This is a genomic window from Pyxidicoccus fallax (assembly GCF_012933655.1).
GTDB classification, from domain to species: domain Bacteria; phylum Myxococcota; class Myxococcia; order Myxococcales; family Myxococcaceae; genus Myxococcus; species Myxococcus fallax.
On the sequence record NZ_JABBJJ010000026.1, the window covers coordinates 24,665 to 42,078 of the forward strand.

The 17,414-nt window shown below is 70.3% G+C and carries 16 protein-coding genes; 14 read left to right on the forward strand and 2 right to left on the reverse strand.

Going from position 1 to position 17,414, the window contains the following annotated elements; genetic code table 11:
- Position 1: 1 nt before the first annotated feature.
- The 7 genes from nosZ to HG543_RS08180 all read left to right on the forward strand — a co-directional run bounded on the left by nosZ (position 2) and on the right by HG543_RS08180 (position 7,225).
- On the forward strand, positions 2 to 1,975 hold the full coding sequence (gene nosZ, locus HG543_RS08150; RefSeq protein WP_211193797.1) for a Sec-dependent nitrous-oxide reductase: 1,974 nt from the start codon (positions 2 to 4) through the stop codon (positions 1,973 to 1,975).
- 409 nt (positions 1,976 to 2,384) lie between these two features.
- On the forward strand, positions 2,385 to 3,620 hold the full coding sequence (nosD, locus tag HG543_RS08155) for a nitrous oxide reductase family maturation protein NosD (RefSeq protein ID WP_169344127.1): 1,236 nt from the start codon (positions 2,385 to 2,387) through the stop codon (positions 3,618 to 3,620).
- On the forward strand, positions 3,610 to 4,590 hold the full coding sequence (locus tag HG543_RS08160; RefSeq protein WP_169344128.1) for an ATP-binding cassette domain-containing protein: 981 nt from the start codon (positions 3,610 to 3,612) through the stop codon (positions 4,588 to 4,590). Before nosD ends, HG543_RS08160 begins: the two co-directional genes overlap by 11 nt.
- Positions 4,591 to 4,700: 110 nt before the next feature.
- The gene (locus HG543_RS08165; RefSeq protein ID WP_169344129.1) at positions 4,701 to 5,162 is read left to right on the forward strand and encodes a hypothetical protein; all 462 of its coding nucleotides are present in this window, start codon (positions 4,701 to 4,703) and stop codon (positions 5,160 to 5,162) included.
- On the forward strand, positions 5,159 to 6,001 hold the full coding sequence (locus tag HG543_RS08170; protein WP_169344130.1) for an ABC transporter permease: 843 nt from the start codon (positions 5,159 to 5,161) through the stop codon (positions 5,999 to 6,001). The genes HG543_RS08165 and HG543_RS08170 overlap by 4 nt, the downstream gene beginning before the upstream one ends.
- Positions 6,002 to 6,021: 20 nt before the next feature.
- The gene (locus HG543_RS08175; RefSeq protein WP_211193798.1) at positions 6,022 to 6,684 is read left to right on the forward strand and encodes a hypothetical protein; all 663 of its coding nucleotides are present in this window, start codon (positions 6,022 to 6,024) and stop codon (positions 6,682 to 6,684) included.
- A gap of 58 nt (positions 6,685 to 6,742) precedes the next feature.
- Positions 6,743 to 7,225, forward strand: coding sequence for a hemerythrin domain-containing protein (locus tag HG543_RS08180; RefSeq protein ID WP_169344131.1), 483 nt, complete (start codon positions 6,743 to 6,745; stop codon positions 7,223 to 7,225).
- A gap of 2 nt (positions 7,226 to 7,227) precedes the next feature.
- Here HG543_RS08180 and HG543_RS08185 read toward each other — a convergent pair whose 3' ends face one another.
- Positions 7,228 to 8,109, reverse strand: coding sequence for a fatty acid desaturase family protein (locus HG543_RS08185; protein ID WP_169344132.1), 882 nt, complete (start codon positions 8,107 to 8,109; stop codon positions 7,228 to 7,230).
- A 296-nt stretch (positions 8,110 to 8,405) separates the two neighbouring features.
- Between HG543_RS08185 and HG543_RS08190 the strand changes: the two genes are divergently transcribed.
- The 3 genes from HG543_RS08190 (at position 8,406) to HG543_RS08200 (ending at position 12,108) form a co-directional block, all read left to right on the forward strand.
- Positions 8,406 to 10,043, forward strand: coding sequence for a hypothetical protein (locus tag HG543_RS08190; RefSeq protein WP_169344133.1), 1,638 nt, complete (start codon positions 8,406 to 8,408; stop codon positions 10,041 to 10,043).
- 54 nt (positions 10,044 to 10,097) lie between these two features.
- Positions 10,098 to 10,943: a hypothetical protein gene (locus tag HG543_RS08195; protein WP_169344134.1), complete on the forward strand. Its 846-nt coding sequence runs from the start codon at positions 10,098 to 10,100 to the stop codon at positions 10,941 to 10,943.
- A gap of 235 nt (positions 10,944 to 11,178) precedes the next feature.
- Positions 11,179 to 12,108, forward strand: coding sequence for a hypothetical protein (locus tag HG543_RS08200; RefSeq protein ID WP_281404373.1), 930 nt, complete (start codon positions 11,179 to 11,181; stop codon positions 12,106 to 12,108).
- 72 nt (positions 12,109 to 12,180) lie between these two features.
- On the opposite strand, the gene HG543_RS55105 is transcribed toward HG543_RS08200, so the two are convergent.
- Positions 12,181 to 12,816 (reverse strand): hypothetical protein, encoded by a 636-nt coding sequence (locus HG543_RS55105; RefSeq protein ID WP_246356845.1) that lies wholly within the window; start codon positions 12,814 to 12,816, stop codon positions 12,181 to 12,183.
- Positions 12,817 to 13,031: 215 nt separating this feature from the next.
- Here HG543_RS55105 and HG543_RS08210 point away from each other — a divergent pair, with 215 nt between their 5' ends.
- The 4 genes from HG543_RS08210 to HG543_RS08225 all read left to right on the forward strand — a co-directional run bounded on the left by HG543_RS08210 (position 13,032) and on the right by HG543_RS08225 (position 17,293).
- Positions 13,032 to 14,033 carry a Rieske 2Fe-2S domain-containing protein gene (locus HG543_RS08210; protein WP_169344135.1) on the forward strand — a complete coding sequence of 334 codons (1,002 nt, stop codon included), beginning with the start codon at positions 13,032 to 13,034 and terminating at the stop codon, positions 14,031 to 14,033.
- 18 nt (positions 14,034 to 14,051) lie between these two features.
- Positions 14,052 to 14,705 (forward strand): TetR/AcrR family transcriptional regulator, encoded by a 654-nt coding sequence (locus HG543_RS08215; protein ID WP_169344136.1) that lies wholly within the window; start codon positions 14,052 to 14,054, stop codon positions 14,703 to 14,705.
- A gap of 674 nt (positions 14,706 to 15,379) precedes the next feature.
- Positions 15,380 to 16,576 (forward strand): Tox-REase-5 domain-containing protein, encoded by a 1,197-nt coding sequence (locus HG543_RS55110; protein ID WP_343073299.1) that lies wholly within the window; start codon positions 15,380 to 15,382, stop codon positions 16,574 to 16,576.
- Positions 16,577 to 16,588: 12 nt separating this feature from the next.
- Entirely contained in the window at positions 16,589 to 17,293 is a 705-nt protein-coding gene (locus tag HG543_RS08225) for an immunity 52 family protein (RefSeq protein WP_169344137.1), read from the forward strand.
- The last annotated feature ends 121 nt before the right edge of the window (positions 17,294 to 17,414 follow it).

Here is a 17,414-nt window from a genome sequence, read left to right on the forward strand (position 1 = left end):
CATGAAGACATCGACAGCGAAGTGGATGTGCGGCGCCGCGATGCTGCTGGCGCTGGGGTGCAACGGCTCCAACGGTGGCGGCGCGAGCGCGACGGGCTCGGCCTCCGCGAGCCTGGGCGGCAGCGGGCTGCGCGACATGATGGAGAAGCGCGGCCTGTCCGAGGCGGACGTGGTGGCCGCGCTCAAGACGTACACGCCCACGGGCAAGCACGACGAGTACTACCTGTTCGCCTCGGGCGGGCACGGAGGCAACCTCATCGTCATGGGGGTGCCGAGCATGCGCATCCTCAAATACATCGGCGTCTTCACGCCCGAGCCCTGGCAGGGCTACGGCTATGGAGACCAGACGAACGCGCTGCTGAAGCAGGGCAGCCGCGACGGGAAGATGCTCACCTGGGGGGACATGCACCACCCGGCGCTCTCCGAGACGAAGGGCGACTACGACGGTGAGTACATCTTCGTCAACGACAAGGCCAACCCTCGCATCGCGGTGGTGTCGCTGAAGGACTTCGCCACCACGCAGATTGTCGCCAGCGAGCTCATCGAGAGTGAGCACGGCGCCACCTTCGTCACCCCCGACACCGAGTACGTCATCGAGACGAGCCAGTACCCCACGCCGCTGGGAGGCCGGTTCGCGGACGTGAAGCAGTTCAATGACGAGTACCGGGGCGCGGTCATCTTCTGGAAGTTCGACCGCGCGAAGGGCCGTCTCGTCCCCGAGGAGTCGTGGGCCATGGAGCTGCCGCCGTACATGCAGGACCTGGCGGACGCGGGGAAGCTGGCGAGCGACGGCTACATCTTCATCAACTCCATCAACACCGAGCGCGCCTACGGCGGCAACATGGAGGGCAACCCGCCGCTGGAGTCGGGCGTGTCGCAGAACGACATGGACTACCTCCACGTCATTCCCTGGCGGAAGGCGGAGGCGGTGGTGAAGGCGGGGAAGACGGAGACCATCGCCGGCATGCGCGTCATCCCGCTGGAGACGGCGGTGGCGGAGGGGCTGCTGTACTTCGTGCCCGAGCCGAAGAGTCCACACGGCGTGGACGTCAGCCCGGACGGTCAGGACATCATCGTCGGCGGCAAGCTGGACACGCACGCCACCGTCTTCAGCATCGAGAAGATCAAGGCGCTCATCTCCGCCGGGACGGTGGCGGGGAAGGACCCGTATGGCGTGCCCATCCTCCCGTTCCAGGAGGCCATCCGCGGCCAGTGTGAAATCGGCCTCGGGCCCCTGCACACGCAATTCGACAACGAGGGCTACGCGTACACGTCCGTCTTCATCGAGTCGAAGGTCGCGAAGTGGTCGCTCAAGGACCTGAAGCTCGTGGACAAGCTGCCCACGCACTACAACATCGGCCACCTGGCGGCGGCCGAGGGAGACACCGTCTCTCCCGACGGGAAGTTCCTGGTGGCCATGAACAAGTGGGCCATCGACCGCTTCGCGCCCGTGGGCCCGCTGCTGCCGCAGAACTTCCAGCTCGTGGACACCACGGGGCAGAAGATGCAGCTGCTCTACGACAGCCCCATTCCGCTGGGTGAGCCGCACTACGCGCAGATGATCAAGGCGGACAAAATCAAGGCCGTCGACATCTACAAGCCCGCGGGCATCAACGCCCTGACGCACCAGAAGGACGAGCACGCGGTGGAGGGCGGCAAGGAGCGCGTGGTGCGCGCGGCGGATGGCGTCCACGTCTACATGACGGCGGTGCGCAGCCACTTCACGCCGGACATCGTCCGCGTGAAGGAGGGAGACACCGTCCACCTGCACATCACCAACATCGAGCAGGCGAAGGACGCCACGCACGGCTTCACCATCGCCTCGCAGAACATCCACCTGAGCCTGGAGCCGGGCAAACACGCCAACGTCACCTTCGTGGCCGACAGGCCGGGCGTGTACCCCATGTACTGCACGGAGTTCTGCTCGGCGCTGCACCTCGAGATGGCGGGTTACTTCCTCGTCGAACCGAAGTGACCCTCCCGGCGCCCGGGAAGGATCCACCCCCCGTCCCGGGCGCCATCTTTTCCCCTGTGTCCCCACGCCCATGGCCCTTCCGCTCCACATCGCCGCGCGTGCCGTGCTCACCGCCGGGCTCGTCCTCGCGGGCTGTGCCCGGCCCGCTGATGGCATCGGGCCCGCGGCGCCCTTCTCCGGCGCTGCTGGAGCCTCAGCGCCTCAGGAAGGTGGGCTTGCGATGCATCCCGCCGAAAGGTCGCCGCACGCTCCCTCCGTAGGAGAGCACCAGGGCGGTGGGCTCGCGGCACCGCTCACCGGCAGTGCCCGGTCCTCGCACTCCAGCGAAGAGCACAAGGGCAGGGGGCTCGCGATGCCGGTGGCAGGCAGTACCCGGTCTTCGCACTCCAGCGGAGAGCGTCAGCCTGCCGTGCTCGCAACGCCCGCTCGGCCCGACAGTTGCCGCGCGGTGGAGGCGAGCACGGCCGTGCAGCCGCTGCTCGACGCGGCTCGGGCAGGGGATGCGCTCTGCCTCGCGCCGGGCACGTACCCCGGTCCGGTGCGCATTCCCGCGCGCGTCACGCTGTGGGGACCTCGTGACGCGGTGGTGCGCTCCTCCGGCGAGGGCACCACGGTGCGGCTGGAAGGGGAGGGCGCCGTGCTGCTGGGCCTCACCGTGGACGGCAGCGGTGGCCGGTTCGACACGCTGGATGCCGCCGTCCACGTCCGCGGGAAGGGCGCCTGGGTGGAAGGCGTCACCGTGCGCAAAGCGGTGTTCGGAATCCTCGTGGAGCGCACGGAGGGCGTCACCGTGCGGGGCAACCACGTCGTGGGCTCGGGCGGCCCGTCTCTGGGGATGCGCGGGGACGCCATCCGGCTCTGGGAGACGAAGCACTCCCAGGTCGAGGACAACGTCGTGGAGGCGGGACGCGACCTCGTGGTCTGGTACTCCAGCCACAACGCCGTGCGCCGCAACACCGTCATCGGCGGCCGGTACGGCACCCACTTCATGCACAGCCACGACAACGTCGTGGAGGACAACCACTACGCGGACAACGAGGTGGGCGTCTTTGTCATGTACAGCCGCGGCATCACCCTGCGACGCAACGTCCTCGCGGGAGCCACGGGCGCGGCCGGCATCGGCCTGGGGCTGAAGGAGAGCGGCAACGTCACCGCGGAGGACAACCTCCTGGTGCGCAACACCGTGGGGCTCTACCTGGACACGTCGCCGCTGCAGGAGGGCGACGCCAACGTCTTCGAGCGCAACCACTTCCGCCTGGGCGACGTGGGCGTGGTGTTCCACAGCAGCGAGCGGCGCAACGCCTTCCGGGCCAACAGCTTCCGCGACAACCACGCGCAGGTGCAGGTGGAGGGCGGCGGCGATGCGCTCACCGTGGAGTGGCGCGGCAACGACTTCGATGACTATGCCGGCTACGACCTGGACGCGGACGGAGTCGGGGACGTGCCCTACGAGCTGCGCAGCCTGTCCGGCGACCTGGTGGCCCGCTACCCGGACCTCGCCTTCTTCCGGGGCTCGCCCACGCTGTCGCTGGTGCGCGCCGCCGGCGAATTGCTGCCCCTCTTCGCGCCCAAGCCGGTGCTACGCGACGCCGCGCCGCGCATGGCACCACTGGAACTGGAACTGGAGCCCCGTCATGCGGATTGAGCTGAGAGCGGTACGCAAGCGCTTCGGCGCGGCGGAGGTGCTCAAGGGCATCGACCTGTCAGTGCCCGCCGGGAGGCGCGTGGCCCTCATCGGCCCCAATGGCAGCGGGAAGTCCACGCTGCTGCGCTCGCTGATGGGACTGGTCGAGTGCGAGGGCGAGGTGCGGCTCGACGGGCGCTCGCCCTTCGAGGACCGGCTGGAGGTCGCGCGCCGGCTGGCGTACGTGCCACAGGTAGCGCCGCAGCTCGGCGCCACGGTGCGGGATGTCGTGTCTCTGGTGGCTCGAACACGGGAGCTGGCGCCCGAGGCCATCGTCCGGATTGCCGGGCAGCTGGAGTTGGACGTGGAGGCGCTGCGCGGCCGGCCCTTCCGCGCGCTGTCGGGCGGGATGAAGCAGAAGCTGCTCATCGCCCTCGCGCTCGCGGCGGATGCCAGCTTGCTGGTGATGGACGAACCCACCGCCAGCCTCGATGCCCGGGCGCGCGAGCGTTTCTTCGCGCTGTGCGAGGAGCTGACGCCAGGACGGACCCTGGTCCTGTGCTCGCACCGGCTGGAGGAGCTGCGTCACCTGGCGGGCCACGTGGTGTCGCTGGAGGAGGGGCGCGTCACGTACGACGGGCCCGCGGGTGACTTCCTCTCGGGCCGGGGGCTGGCGGTGGTCGAGGTGGCCACCGGCTCGCGGGAGGCGGAGGGCTGGCTCCAGGCGCGTGGCTTCCGCATGGGGCTGCGCGGCTGGTGGGTGCGCACGCTGTCCCAGGCGGAAACGCGCGCACTGCTGCCCGAGCTGGCACGAGAGCTGGGTCCCCGGATGAGCGACTTGCGCGTGCGAGACGTCGAGACGGTGGAGGTGCCCCACGGGGGTGGCACCCCGGCGTACGGGATGGTGGCTGATGCGCGAGCCGCGGGCCGGCTGAGCGCTCCGCGCGTGCGGGACGTGGAGACGGTGGAGGTGTCCCATGGTGGCAACTAGGAGGAGCCCGCGACGGCGAACCCCGGAGACCGTGGTGTGGCTGGCGCACGGGGTGGAACTCCGGATGCTTCACCTGCGCGTCAGGAACCCGGAGCGGGTGGAGGTGTCCCATGGCGACGACTGAGAAGAGCCCCTGGCGATGGCTGGTGCGCGGGGCGGTGGTGTTGGGCCTCGCGTCCGTGCTGGGCCTCGCGCTCGCCTGGACGGAAGGGCTGCCAGAGGGTCCGGTGCCCGTGGCATGGGACCGTGAGGCGTGCGCGCACTGCCGGATGCACGTGGGCGAGCCCGCCTTCGCGGCGCAGCTCCAGCTCGCGGATGGACGGGTGCTGAACTTCGACGACCCGGGATGCCTGCTGCGCTACGAGGCCGAGAAGCGGCCCGCGGTGCACGCGGCGTGGTTCCACCACGTGCGGGAGGACCGGTGGATTCCAGGGGCACAGGTGGCCTTCGTGCCGGTGAGCCCCACGCCGATGGGCTACGGCGTGGGCGCGGTGGAGGCCGGGGCCCCCGGGGCCCGCGCGCCCGCGGAAGTGCTGGCCGGGATGGTCGGCTCGCGAGAGGTGACGCCATGACGTCGCTCGCGCGAGAGGTCGCCTCGGTGGCGCGGATGGACCTCGCGGAGGTGCTGCGCTCGCGGTGGATGGTGTTCTGTGGCGCCGTGTACGCGCTGCTGGCCGGAGCCTTCGTGCTGGTGGGAATGCGGGAGTCCTCGCTCCTGGGCTTCTCCGGCATGGGCCGGGTGTTGCTGTCCTTCTGTCACGCGCTGGTGCTGCTGCTGCCGCTGCTGGCGCTCACCGCGACAGGGCAGGTGGTGAACCGGGCGCGCGAGGACGGCACGCTGGAGCTGCTCTTCAGCCTGCCCGTGCGGCGGGGGGCCTTCTTCGTCGCGGTGAGCATGGTGCGCTACGCGGCGCTGGTGGTGCCGCTGGTGGTGCTGATGGTGGCCATGGCCGTGCTGGGACGGCTTGGCTTCGGGCAGGAGGTGCCCTGGGGCTTCCTGTGGCGGGCGCTGGCGGTGAGCGCCGCGTTGCTGCTGGCCTTCGTGGGGCTGGGCATCGCGGTGAGCACGCTGGTGCGCAGCCAGGCACGGGCGATGATCTGGCTGCTCACGCTGTGGGCCCTGGGCGTGGCGCTCATCGACTTCGGGCTCGTGGGGTTGATGCTCCAGTGGCGGCTGGACCCCCGGACGGTGTTCCTGCTGGCCGCCCTCAACCCGGTGCAGGCGGCGCGCATGGCGCTCCTGTCGGGAGTGACGCCGGACCTGGCGGTGCTCGGGCCGGTGGGCTTCTTCCTCGCGCACCGCCTGGGTGGCGCGGGGCTGTTCGCGGTGGGGACGCTCTGGCCCGTGGCGGTGGGGCTCGGGGCGTGGGCCCACGCGCTGCGCCGCTTCCAGCGGAGTGACCTCGTCTGACCCACGGTGAGGAGAACGCGATGAATCAGCCGCTCCGGAAGTTCTACGCATTCCTCGACCAGCCGCTCTTCCCCCGGGCCCGCGCGGCGCTCGCGCTGCTCGTCGTCCCGCTGCTGCTCACCTTCACGGCGCCGCTGTGGCGCATCGACCTGAGCGCGCCGCAGTACCCGGATGGGCTCACCATGGACATCTGGTCCTACAAGCTGGAGGGCGGCGGGGACGGCCAGCACATCCAGGAAATCAACACCCTCAACCACTACATCGGCATGCGCCCCATCGACCGCGCGGCGCTGTCCGACCTGGACTGGCTCCCCTTCGCCGTGGGCGGGCTGGTGCTGCTGGCGCTGCGCGTGGCGGCGCTCGGCAACGTGCGCTCGCTGCTGGACCTGTCCGTCCTCACCGCCTACGTGTCCCTCTTCGGGCTGGGGCGCTTCGCCTACAAGCTCTATGTCTTCGGACACGAGCTGTCCCCGCAGGCGCCCGTGAAGGTGGAGCCCTTCATGCCCGCGCTGCTGGGGACGAAGCAGATCGCCAACTTCACCACCGCGAGCTACCCGCTCCTGGGCAGCCTGTACCTGGGCCTCTTCGCCACCGGCGTGGTCGCCCTCACGGCGTGGCACCTGCTCGCGGGGCGGCGGCGCGCGGCGCGCCAGGACGCGTCCCTGCTGTTCCTCCAGGCGTGAGCGGCCGGGGGTTGCGGCCCCGAGAACCTTTGGCGAAGGTGCGGAAGAGGTTCCCCCCATGAGCGCGCCCTTCTCCGACTTCGCCAGCCTGGCCGCCCTCCACCGCGAGCTGGAGGAACAATTCCTCCAGCACCAGGACGCGCTGCTCGACCTCGACCTGTCCCTGGCGGCGGAGCGGCTGGAGCGCTACGAGGCGGCGCTGCGCCTGCACCTGGAGGCGGAGGAGGCGCTGCTGCTGCCCGTCTTCTCGCGCGCGGAGCGCATCCGTGGCGCCTCTCCGGAGCTTTTCACCGGCGAGCATCAGCGGCTGCTGGAGTTCCTCGCGCGCTTCCGCTCGGAGCTGCGTGCGCTGGAGCCGGGCTCCCCGGGCTTGAAGCGCGGCGTGCTGCGGCTGCTGGATGCGGAGACGACCTTCAAGCACCTCTCGCACCACCACGAGCTGCGGGAGGAGACGTACTTCTTCCCCGCGCTGGACCGCGTGACGGACGCGGCGGAGCGGCGCGAGTTGCTCGCGGCCTTCACGGCGCGGGTGACGCGGTAGGGCTACGCGCTCACGCCGGGCGTGGCACCGGGCTCGGCGCCCACGCGGGTGGCCACCTGCGCGGCCCAGACGGGGCTGATGGGGGACACGTCCGTCTGGAGGTCGGCGGGGAGCTGGCCCTGTCCGTCGAGCGTCGCGGTGACCTCGGGCAGCGCGCGCCAGGGGGTCTGCGGCTTCAGGTGGTGGGCTTGATGGTAGCCGGCGTTGAAGAACCAGCGGTTGTAGAAGCGCGACGTGGACGTCACCGCGAGCCGCGAGCGCTCCCTCGCGTCCGCGCCCAGGTGCGCCGCGAGGTTGAGGTAGTGGATGCACGCCTGCGTGACGATGAGCGTGCCCAGCAGCGACAGGCCGAGCGACGGCTGCCACAGCGTCAGCGCCAGCAGCGTGCCGTCCACCACCGCGAAGTCGATGAACAGCTCCACCTTCTGCCCCCGCGTCTTGCACGCGCCCCACACCTTCTTCAGCGTGTCGAGGGGCCACAGCCACGGGGTGAGGGCCCAGCGCACGCAGTAGCGCAGCGCGCCCTCGCCCGGGTGGCGCCGTCCCCAGTCACCGTCGCCGTCGTTGTAGCGGTGGTGGTTGAAGTGGTGGAGGTAGTAGCCGCGATACGCGAAGCCACACGCCAGTCCCAAGGTACGAGACACCAGCCACTTGAGCGCCTTCGGCTTCGCGATGGGCACGTGCATGTGGTTGTGGAGCACGGCGTAGTTCCAGAACATCACCGCCCAGCCGAGCACCATGGACGCCACGCGCGCCGACACGGCCCAACTGCTCCAGAGCGCGACGGTGGCCACCAGCCACAGGGCCCAGAGCGCGTGGACCGCGAGGCTGGGGAGGTCCAGCCGCGGGTCCATCCGCGAGGCGTTCATGTCCGTCCTGTTCATGATGATGACCTGCCTGCCCGGAGGGGAATCGGGCGACTGTAACAATCATGCGGGGCGTGGCGAATGTGCCCCTCGGTTTTCTCCCGCCGCCAGACAGTGACTCCGCGCGTCGTCGTCGTTTCGACACCGTTTGAGAACAAAGGCAGACAAGCAGGCGCGCGAGCATGACCCATGTCGGGTGAAGAACACCCCATGCCTGTCGTAGCGGGCAGGCAGGGAACCCGTGGTCTCCCCGCTCCTGCCGCTCGGCGCGAGGCACGTGCTGTCCTGCCGCGATTCGCGGAGGTTCCCCGACGTTGCGTTTCGACGTGTCGCCGCTGTGGCTGGGGCTGGGCGTGCTGTTTCTCGCGTGTGGACCGGGACGAGGCGACGAGCCCTGCGACGCCGCATGTCCGGAAGGGGACGTGGCCTGCCGCGAGCGGTCCTGTGCCGACACCACCGACGAGGCGGCGCGCGCCGCGAAGGATTGCTCCGAGATGCCCGCGGGCGGCCGGTGTCTGGGCACGCGCGTGGTGGAATGGTGCGAGCTGGGCGTGTTCCTGCGCGAGGACTGCGAGCCGGGCGCGACCTGCGTGGAGGAGGGCGGAGTCGCGCGCTGCGCGGAGGGCACGGCGTGCGTGGAGGGTGTCACGCGCTGCTCGGGCGGTGGATGGGAGCTGTGCACGGACGGGCGCTGGCAATCGCGCGAGTGCGCGGCGGGCTGCGTGGAGGCGAACGGGCGTGGCTGGTGTGGTGAGCCGGGGTCCACGCTGAGCGGCATCGTTCGCTACGCGCGCCGGGGACCGGACGCGGCGTTCCGCGGCTGGACACCGGAAGCGGAGCTGGTGCCGGCGGGAGGGTTCCTCGTCGCGTCCTACCGGGACGAGTCGCTGGTGGACCTCGGCGTGACGGACGCGGAGGGGCGATTCACCGTGCGGGTGCCGGACGGAGTGGCGGAGGAGGACCGCATCGTCGTGTACGCGGCGGGGCGGGGGAGCGGAACCACGGTGACGTACGCGGTGGCGGACCCGGCGCTGTCTGGCGAGCACCGTGTGCCGGCGGTGCCCGGGGCGTCGGCGCGCATCTGGAGCTGGTCCCGCTCTCGCCGGTCGCTGGTGGAGCGGCCGGTGTTCACGATTCATGAGTCGGAGGGCTCGGGCGCCGCGGCCGTGTTCGATGCGCTGCGCGTGGCGTGGCGGCAGTCGAGGGAGCGCTACGGCCGCACGGGGCTGCCGGTGGTGGCGTGGCTCGGCTTCGGCACCACCTGGTCCTGTGGGGCGTGCTTCTCCGCGACACCGGTGACGGCGGCGGGACGGAGGTGGGAGGCGCAGGTGTGGCTCCCCGGTGACACCGACGCGGCGTGGTGGTCCGAAGCCATGGTGCTGCACGAGCTGGGGCACTGGGTGATGTCCAGCCACGGCACCACGCCCAATGAGGGCGGCCCGCACTACATCGGCGTGCCGACCTTCCCCGGGCAGGCGTGGAGCGAGGGCTGGGCCACGTGGTTCAGCGCGGACTCGCGTGGCAGCTCGCGGTACTACGACCGGCAGGGCGGGACGATGTTCTGGGTCGACCTGGAGGCGCGCAAGCCCTCGCTGGGAATGTGGTCCCGGCCGAAGCCGGGGGAGGGGCTGCTCCAGCGCATCGAGGAGAACGAGGTGGCCGCCATCCTCTATCGGCTCGGCAGGGGCACGGCGTCGCGGCAGCCGCTGTACGAGGCCCTCGCCGCTCCGGCGATGAATGCCTCGCCCTGGGCGCGCGGCTATCTGCGGCATCGCTGGCGGATGGAGAACGGGAAGGTGGTGGACGTGCGGGAGACGGAAGACCCCGCGCCGTGCCTCGCGGACTTCCTGGACGCGTTGATGTGCCAGGGCTTCCCGCGCTCGGTGATGGATGCGGCCACCGAGCCCGCCGTGGCGTACCCGTATCCCAGCCATGCGCCCCTGTGCCGGTGAGCAACTGGCGATGGCGCTGACGATGTCTTCCCCGAGGGAGGTCTCTTGCTGTTCGTGACGCGACGGAGAATCGCCGGCGTCGTGCTCGCCCTGGCGCTGGCGGGCGCGCTCTCCGCGGGAGTGGCGTCCGGCGTGGAGCGCGTCCGGGGGAGGATGCGCAAGCGGCCGGAGCCGCCGCCCCCGTTCTCCCAACGGGACAAGGTCGGGGCGCGTGGCGGCGCGGAGGAGGGCGCTCTCCCGCGTGACGCTGTCCGGCGAGGAGCTCCGGAGTCGCTGGCCGCGGACGGGCGGCCTGTTGCACTCGACGCTGCCGGCGTGTCTCGCCCCCGGGGGGAGCGGGAAGGGCGGCCCGCCGCGGTCCGAGCGAAGCCCCTCCCCCAGGCAGTAACGGACGGCGGAGCGCCGGAGGAACTGGAGTCGCACGCGGAAGTCCACGCGCAGGGGGGCCTGGCGGGCCTCACCACGCGCATTCCCGCGCCGATGCGCGTGAGCTGGACGGTGGTGGAGCCTTCCGCCGGGCGCGTGCGCCTGGTGGCGGAGGTGGAGCGGCGCCTGGGCTTCGGGGCTCCCGTGACGGTGCACCTCGCCCTGCCCGCGGACGCGAGGCTCCTCGAGGGGCCGGCGCACTTCACCGTGCCCGAGGGGCAGGGTGGGGACATCCGCGCGGTGTCGTACGTGGTCGCGTTCGGGAAGGAGGCACCGCCCTCCGAGGACCTGGTGCTGGTGGCGCATGCGGAGGGCGCGTCCTTCGGCGCGCACGCGGAGGAGCGCTACGCTTTCGGCCGTGCCCCGTCCTCCGCGCCCCGCCCCGTGCCCGTTGGCCCTGTGTTGCCAGGCTCGGTCATGACGGGTGAGGAGCACGGAACGCCTGACGGCGAGGGTGAAGACCCGGCGCCTTGAGATGGCGTCACGGCTCGGATTCGCGCAAGGACGTGGGGCTCCTCGTCGCGGATGCCGGGCGGCTCATCGCGCGCAAGAAGATCGGCCCCCGCTGACGAGCCTCGCGAGTGTTCCGTGCGGCCTCGTGCTCCCCACGGCCCGCTGTGAGCGACCGGTGCGCGCCCGAGGGCCTCGCACCCTCTGGGGAGGCATTAGGACGTCAGACGCGGCAGGTAGGGTGCCGTCGATGACTTCCATGAGGCACGAAGGGCTGCTGCTGCTGTTCCGCAACCGTCCCGCGCTGGCGGCGGAGCTGCTGCGCGATGCGCTGGGAATCGGACTGCCCGCCTGGTCCGAGGCGCGGGTGGAGTCGGCGGAGCTGACGGAGGTGGTGCCCACCGAGTACCGGGCGGACCTGGTGGTGCTGCTGTGGGAGGGCCGGCCCGTCTTCGCCATCGTGGTGGAGGTGCAGCTTTCGAGGGACGAGGACAAGCACAAGACGTGGCCGCTGTACCTCAGCAGTCTGCGCTCGCGGGTGGACTGCCCCACGGCGCTGCTGGTGGTGGCGCCGGACGCCGCGGTGGCGCGCTGGTGCGCCCGGCCGATTGAGCTGGGGCACCCGGGCTTCGTGCTCAGGCCCCTGGTGGTGGGGCCTGACGCGATACCGGTGCTGACGGACGTGCAGGAGGCGCGAAGAGAGCCGGAGCTGGCGGTGCTGTCGGCGATGGCGCATGGGCAGGGCGAGGTGGGACAGGCGATTGCCCAGGCGGTGATGGGGGCGGTGGTGGGGCTTGAAGGCGAGCGGGTGCGCCTCTACGTTGATTTGGTGGTGTCCTCGCTCAACGAGGCAGCGCGGCACGCCCTGGAGGAACTGATGCGAAGCGGCACCTACGAGTACCAGAGTGAGTTCGCCCGTCGGTACGTGGCCCAGGGCCGCCAGGAAGGGCTCCAGGAGGGTGAGAAGGTGGCCCTGCTGGAGGTGCTCGACGCACGAGGGCTCAAGGTGGATGCCGAGGCACGGCAGAGAATCCAGGAGTGCACCCGGCCCGCCCAGCTCAAGCGTTGGCTGCGCAGGGCGGTGGTGGTGCAGTCCGTCCAAGAACTCTTCGCGCGCGCTCCTGCAGCCAGATCCGCGCCCCGAAGTGTCAAGAAGCGCGGCGGAACCAAGAGCCCCCGCGGCGCTTGAGGCGCCCACCGCTGGGGCGGACTTCTTCTTCTCGTTGAACTCCCCAAAGAGCCCAGAGGGCGTGCCCCTCTGCTACGTGCCGGCGTCGGACGGCTCCGCCACGCAGCGTCCCTCCCGGCACCGGGGCTCGAAGGAGGGAACGCCGCAGCTGCCGCTGCTGATGCAGACGGGGGACGTGGTGCAGTAGCGCAGGAGTTCCTCGGCGGCCTTCGCCTCGAAGTCCTCGCGGCCGGTCCGGTTCACCATCGCCGGGGGGCACTCCCCGTAACCCGCGCAGCGGCCATCCACTTCGGCCGCCACGCAGTCACTGTCCTGCTCGCATTGGGCCCGAGCCGCGCGGAGGCTCTCCAGCGCGCAGTACACCGTCTTCAGGCGGGGGCAGTGGTAGTCCTCGTTGGCGCACCCCGGATACGTGTACAGCTGCTGGGGATGAGGCGGGAGGGTGCAGGCGGGCCACTCGGGACTGCTCGGGCACTGCCGCTTGTCCCTGGAGCCCTCCGGGCAGTTCCAGCTCCCGTCCGTGCACACCGGCTCCGTCAGGATGTCCTCACACTTCACGCAGCAGGTGGGCTTCTCGGCCGGCGTGCACTCCGCCTCGACCCGCGGGGGCTCGCCGGGCCCCGCATCCTGCCGTGAGGCGTCTTCCGACGGCTCCGCGCGGCAGCCCAACCACACGCTCCAGAGCATCAACACCAGCAGCTTGCGCATCCGCGTCCCTACCTGGTTGTCGGCCCCGTCGGGGGCATCCTGGCCAAAAAGCGCGCCACCCTACAAGCGGGACGGCAGGCAGTGTCCGGCAGGCGGCGCTACCAGCGGTCCCTTCTGGCACCCTCTCGAAGTCCTCCCATTCGGGTTGCACGCCAGCCGGCTCCGCAGCAGGATTAGACCACTGGTCTAACTACCGGTCTAAACGAGGTGCCCCGATGAGCGTTGATTCAGCGCACGCCCCCACCGAGCGGTGGGCCGCGCACTGGTATGCCGTGGCGCGAGCGTCCTCGCTCGGACCGAAGCGTCCGCTGAGCGTGCAGCGGCTCGGCAGGCGGCTCGTCCTCTGGAGGGACGCGTCGGGAACGGTCCGGTGCGCCGATGCCGCGTGTCCGCACCGCGGGGCGGACCTCGGGCAGGGACGGGTCCTCCAGGGTGAGCTGGAGTGCCTGTACCACGGCTTCCGCTATGACGGCGGTGGCGCCTGCACCCTCACGCCCTGCGAGGGCCGCGACGCCAGGCCCTCGCGGGCCCTGTGCCTGCGCCTCCACCCCGTCCGCGAGGCGCACGGCTTCATCTGGGCGTTCCTGGGAGGAACACCGCCGGAGACGCCACCGGAGCTGCCATGGATTCCGGGCGCCCCCGAGCCGGACCCGCATGGAGCGGCGACGGAGGTGCTGTGGAACGCGCGGTTCTCCCGGGTGATGGAGGGGATGATGGACCTCCACCACTTCCCGTTCGCGCACCGGCGCTACGCACCAGGGGCGTACACGCGGCTGGACCCGTACGAAGTCGAGGTGAAGGACGGCGTCATCCACACCGTGGGATGGCTGCGCAAGGAGTCTGCCGCGCCCGGGACGGGGATGCGCTTCGAAATCCACATCCGCTATCCCGGCGTGCTCTTCCTGCGCTTCTCGTCCCGGCTCCACGGCGTCGTGGTCTGCACCCCGGCGGACGCCGAGCACACCTGGGTGTCCGCGCGCTTCCACCAGGGCTACGTCCGCCTGCCGGGGCTCGGGTGGCTGGGCTCGTGGCTGGCGCTCGCCTTCGAGTTCCGGTTCATCCAGCCGGATGACTACCGGATGGTCCGCGGCAGCCTGCCGCGCTCCGGCTCGCTGGAGCACGGAGCGCTGGTGCGCGCGGACCGGGGCATCGTCGCCTGGCACCGGCTGCACGAGGCCGCGCTCGGCGGGCGGGGGGACGTCGCCGCCTCCTCCTGATAGAAGCCCTGGACTGCCATGGCCCACCCCCGCTTCAGCAGACTTGCGCCCGAGCGCCAGCAGGCCATCCTCGATGTGGCGGCCGAGGAGTTCGCGGAGCACGGCTTCGACGGCGCGTCCTACAACCGCATCATCGAACGGGCGGGCATCTCCAAGGGCAGCGCCTATTACTACTTCGAGGGCAAGGACGACCTGTACGCCACCGTGCTGGAGACCACGCTGACCGGGCTGGTGGACCGGGTAGGGACGTGGACCCGGCCCGGCGACGCGGCGGACTTCTGGCGCCAGCTCCGGCATGCGTACTTCGGGATGCTCGACTTCGTGATGAGCGACGAGCGCTCCGCGCGACTCATCCGCGGCATGGCCCAGGCGCGCGCGAATCCGAAGCTCCAGGAGGTGTGGCTCCGCTTCGAGGCCCCGCTCAGCACCTGGCTCGGACGCGTGCTCGCGGATGGGCGCAGGGTGGGCGCGGTGCGGAGAGACGTCCCGGAGGACCTGCTCCTGGTGGCCCTGACGGGAATGGCCCAGGCCACCGACTTCTGGCTGCTCGAACGGTGGGAGCGCCAGGGCGCGAACGCCTCGCGGCGGAGCGCGGAGCAGGTGTTCGCCCTCATCCAGGACCTCGCAACCGAGCGCCCCACCGGGAAGGCGCCCCGCGCGAAGAAGTCATGAGCGGAAAGCCGGCTCACCCCACCACGCCCCCCGGGCGGCCCGACGGGGCCACGCGCCGCTCCCGCGCTCCGTCGAGCGCCTACGCCAGGCGCGTGCGGAGTTCCAGCCGGGCCACCATCGCGCTGACCACGGATTTGGAGCTGCTCGAAAACGCGTCCCACCTGCACCAAGCTCACAGGGCGCTGCTCCGGGGAGAGGGTTTCACCTCGACCAGCCTATCCGCGCTGCACGAGCTGTCATGGTAGTGACGGCTCCATCACTGGTCCTTGAAAGAGCGCTCCATGCACGAGCCACGACGTAGAGCGGAGAGTCCGACCTGGAGTCCGGTGGTCAGTGCGCTGCTTGCGCTGGCGGTAGTGTTCAGCGGCTGTGGCACTGACGGACCGCTGCCGGTAGACGACCCTCTCTCCTGGCATCTCCGTAAGGGCACGCTGTCCCAGTCACAGTTCCTGCACCAACGTGCGGCGGAGCAGCAGCGCACACAAAGTGGACTCGGTCCTATCGAGTCATCGCTCGTCGATGTTGACTGGTTCCAGGGCCTGATGGTGCGAGCGGGAGTACCACCTTCGCTGCTTCCAAAGGACGGACGGAAGCTGACGCCAACACAGGCGGCTTCACTGCTGACACGAATGCTGGAAGTGGAGGTGCCGCTACGAGAGTGGGGCCCACGCCGTGTGTCGGCGCACCTGCTGGTGGGCGTGGTTCAGGCCGGCAAGCCGGTATCACGCAAGGAGTTGCACGTACGCATGCGGCGATATGCGAAAACGCTCCTCCTTCGTCCCGACGGCTACCTGGTGAAGGCAACCACGGGCGAGGCGGTCCAGTACGCGGGAGAAGTGCAATTGCGTGACGGCACCCTTCGCGCGGAAGGCTTCGAGGTGGGCCCCTTCTACGCCACGCGCGGCGATGCGTACCTGTACCGGCTGGAGGACGACCTCGGGCACCACCCCGACGCGCGCGTAGCGGGCCGCTACATTCCGGATACGGGCACCGTGGGGCCCGCGGTGGAGGGAGTGGGCCGGGCGGTAGAGGATGTGGTGGACGGCGTGGTGACGCTGGTGTTGGAGCCGGTGGAGAGCATCGCCGGACTGGCGAAGTTGCCAGCGGCGGTGCGGACGCTGATTGAACACAGCCCCGAGTACTGGGAGAAGTACCGCGCACTGCCACACGGCGAGCAGGTACGGCAGGCCTCCAGGTTGCTGACGAACGTGCTGCTGACGTGCGGAACGGCGGGCGCGGGCAGTGCACGCATCGCCTCCGCCGGCAGCCGGCTGGGGCAGTTGGGTGTGCCCGTGCTCTCACTCGCCACCGATGGCACCCTGGCGCTGCGCGCGGTGGCGGTTCCAGCCGGGCGGCTCGTGACGGTTGCTGGCGAGGGTGCCAGTGCCCTGTATGTCCTGCATATGGCCAGCATCGGGTCTGGCGGCGGGAACGGTGGTAATGCAATGCGGCCCTGGCCCCCGCCTCCGCGCGGCCCTGGACGGTGGGAACAGAAGAACGAGGTCATGAAGCCGCCTGCGCGGAAGTACCAGGCCCAGAACACGGGTGCACCGGAAGGCTGGGTCTACCGCATCCGAACCGGCAGTGGCCCCCGGGACTACGTGGACTTCGATGGCTTTGATGACGTCGTACTCCTCGAAACAAAAGGCCCGAACATCGCGAAGTTCATCGATGACGACCTGGAACCCCTCTGGTTCTTCGAGGGGATCGACGGCATCCTCTCGCAGGCAGCAAGGCAGCTCGACGCCGCCAACGGAGTCCCCGTACGGTGGGTTGTCGCGGAGAAGAGATTGGCTGACTATCTCCGCAAGTTGTTCGACACGAACGGCCTCGGAAAGATCGAGGTCATCCACATCCCAGCGCGGCCCTGAGGAGCGCTCCACATGACCGACGGCTACTACGCTGGCGTCTACTGGCCTGCTCGCAAGGAGTCAGCCGAGGCCTGTGCCCGACGTGCGGAGTCCCTCTTCCAGGGTCTTGCCCCCCTGGAACCGACCTGGGCGAATTGGTACGGCACAGACAAAAGTCGTGAGGAAGCACTGGAGCGACGCCTCGCTCCTCACGCATCGACCTTCGAGCAACTCTTCGCGAGCAGGAAACACCAACTGCTCGGTGGCTTCAGTCTTACGGCCTGGAACGGAGAGCCGCAGGGAAGCGCCACGGGAATCCTGCTGCGATGCGGACTGTCCTCCACGAGCGTTGGCAACTCGTGCACGCTCAATCCTCCACGACAAGGTCCTGTTGCCCAGCGGGTCACCACTGCCGAGGTGATGACCCGAGCGCTCCGCACCATGGCACTCGCCTGGGAGCCGGCGTGGGGCGTCGCCACTTCGGATACCCATCGAGCCGAAGTTCTCAAGGCCTCCGAGCCGGGGACCTTCGTCGGCTGGGTCATGTACTTCTCGCGCAGCCAAGGCACGATTCCCGCCCTCCCCGCTCCGGTCCGCGTCGAGTCCGTAGAGGACAAGGGCTCGCTCGTCATCCTCACTCCGGAGCGCTTCACCGCCACCAACGCCGAGCACGTCAGCCTCGCCGCCTCCGTGAGGGAGCTTCTCGACCGGGCCGGGTTGCTGGGTCCGCTTCGCTGACGGACGACCCGCCACCACCGGCCGGGAGCATCGCTCGGGCGGCCCTGTCAGGGGCCCTTCTCCGCCCCTCTGCCCCCTCCCTCTCCTTCTCCTCGGGACCCTGGTACTTCGAGGAGGGTTG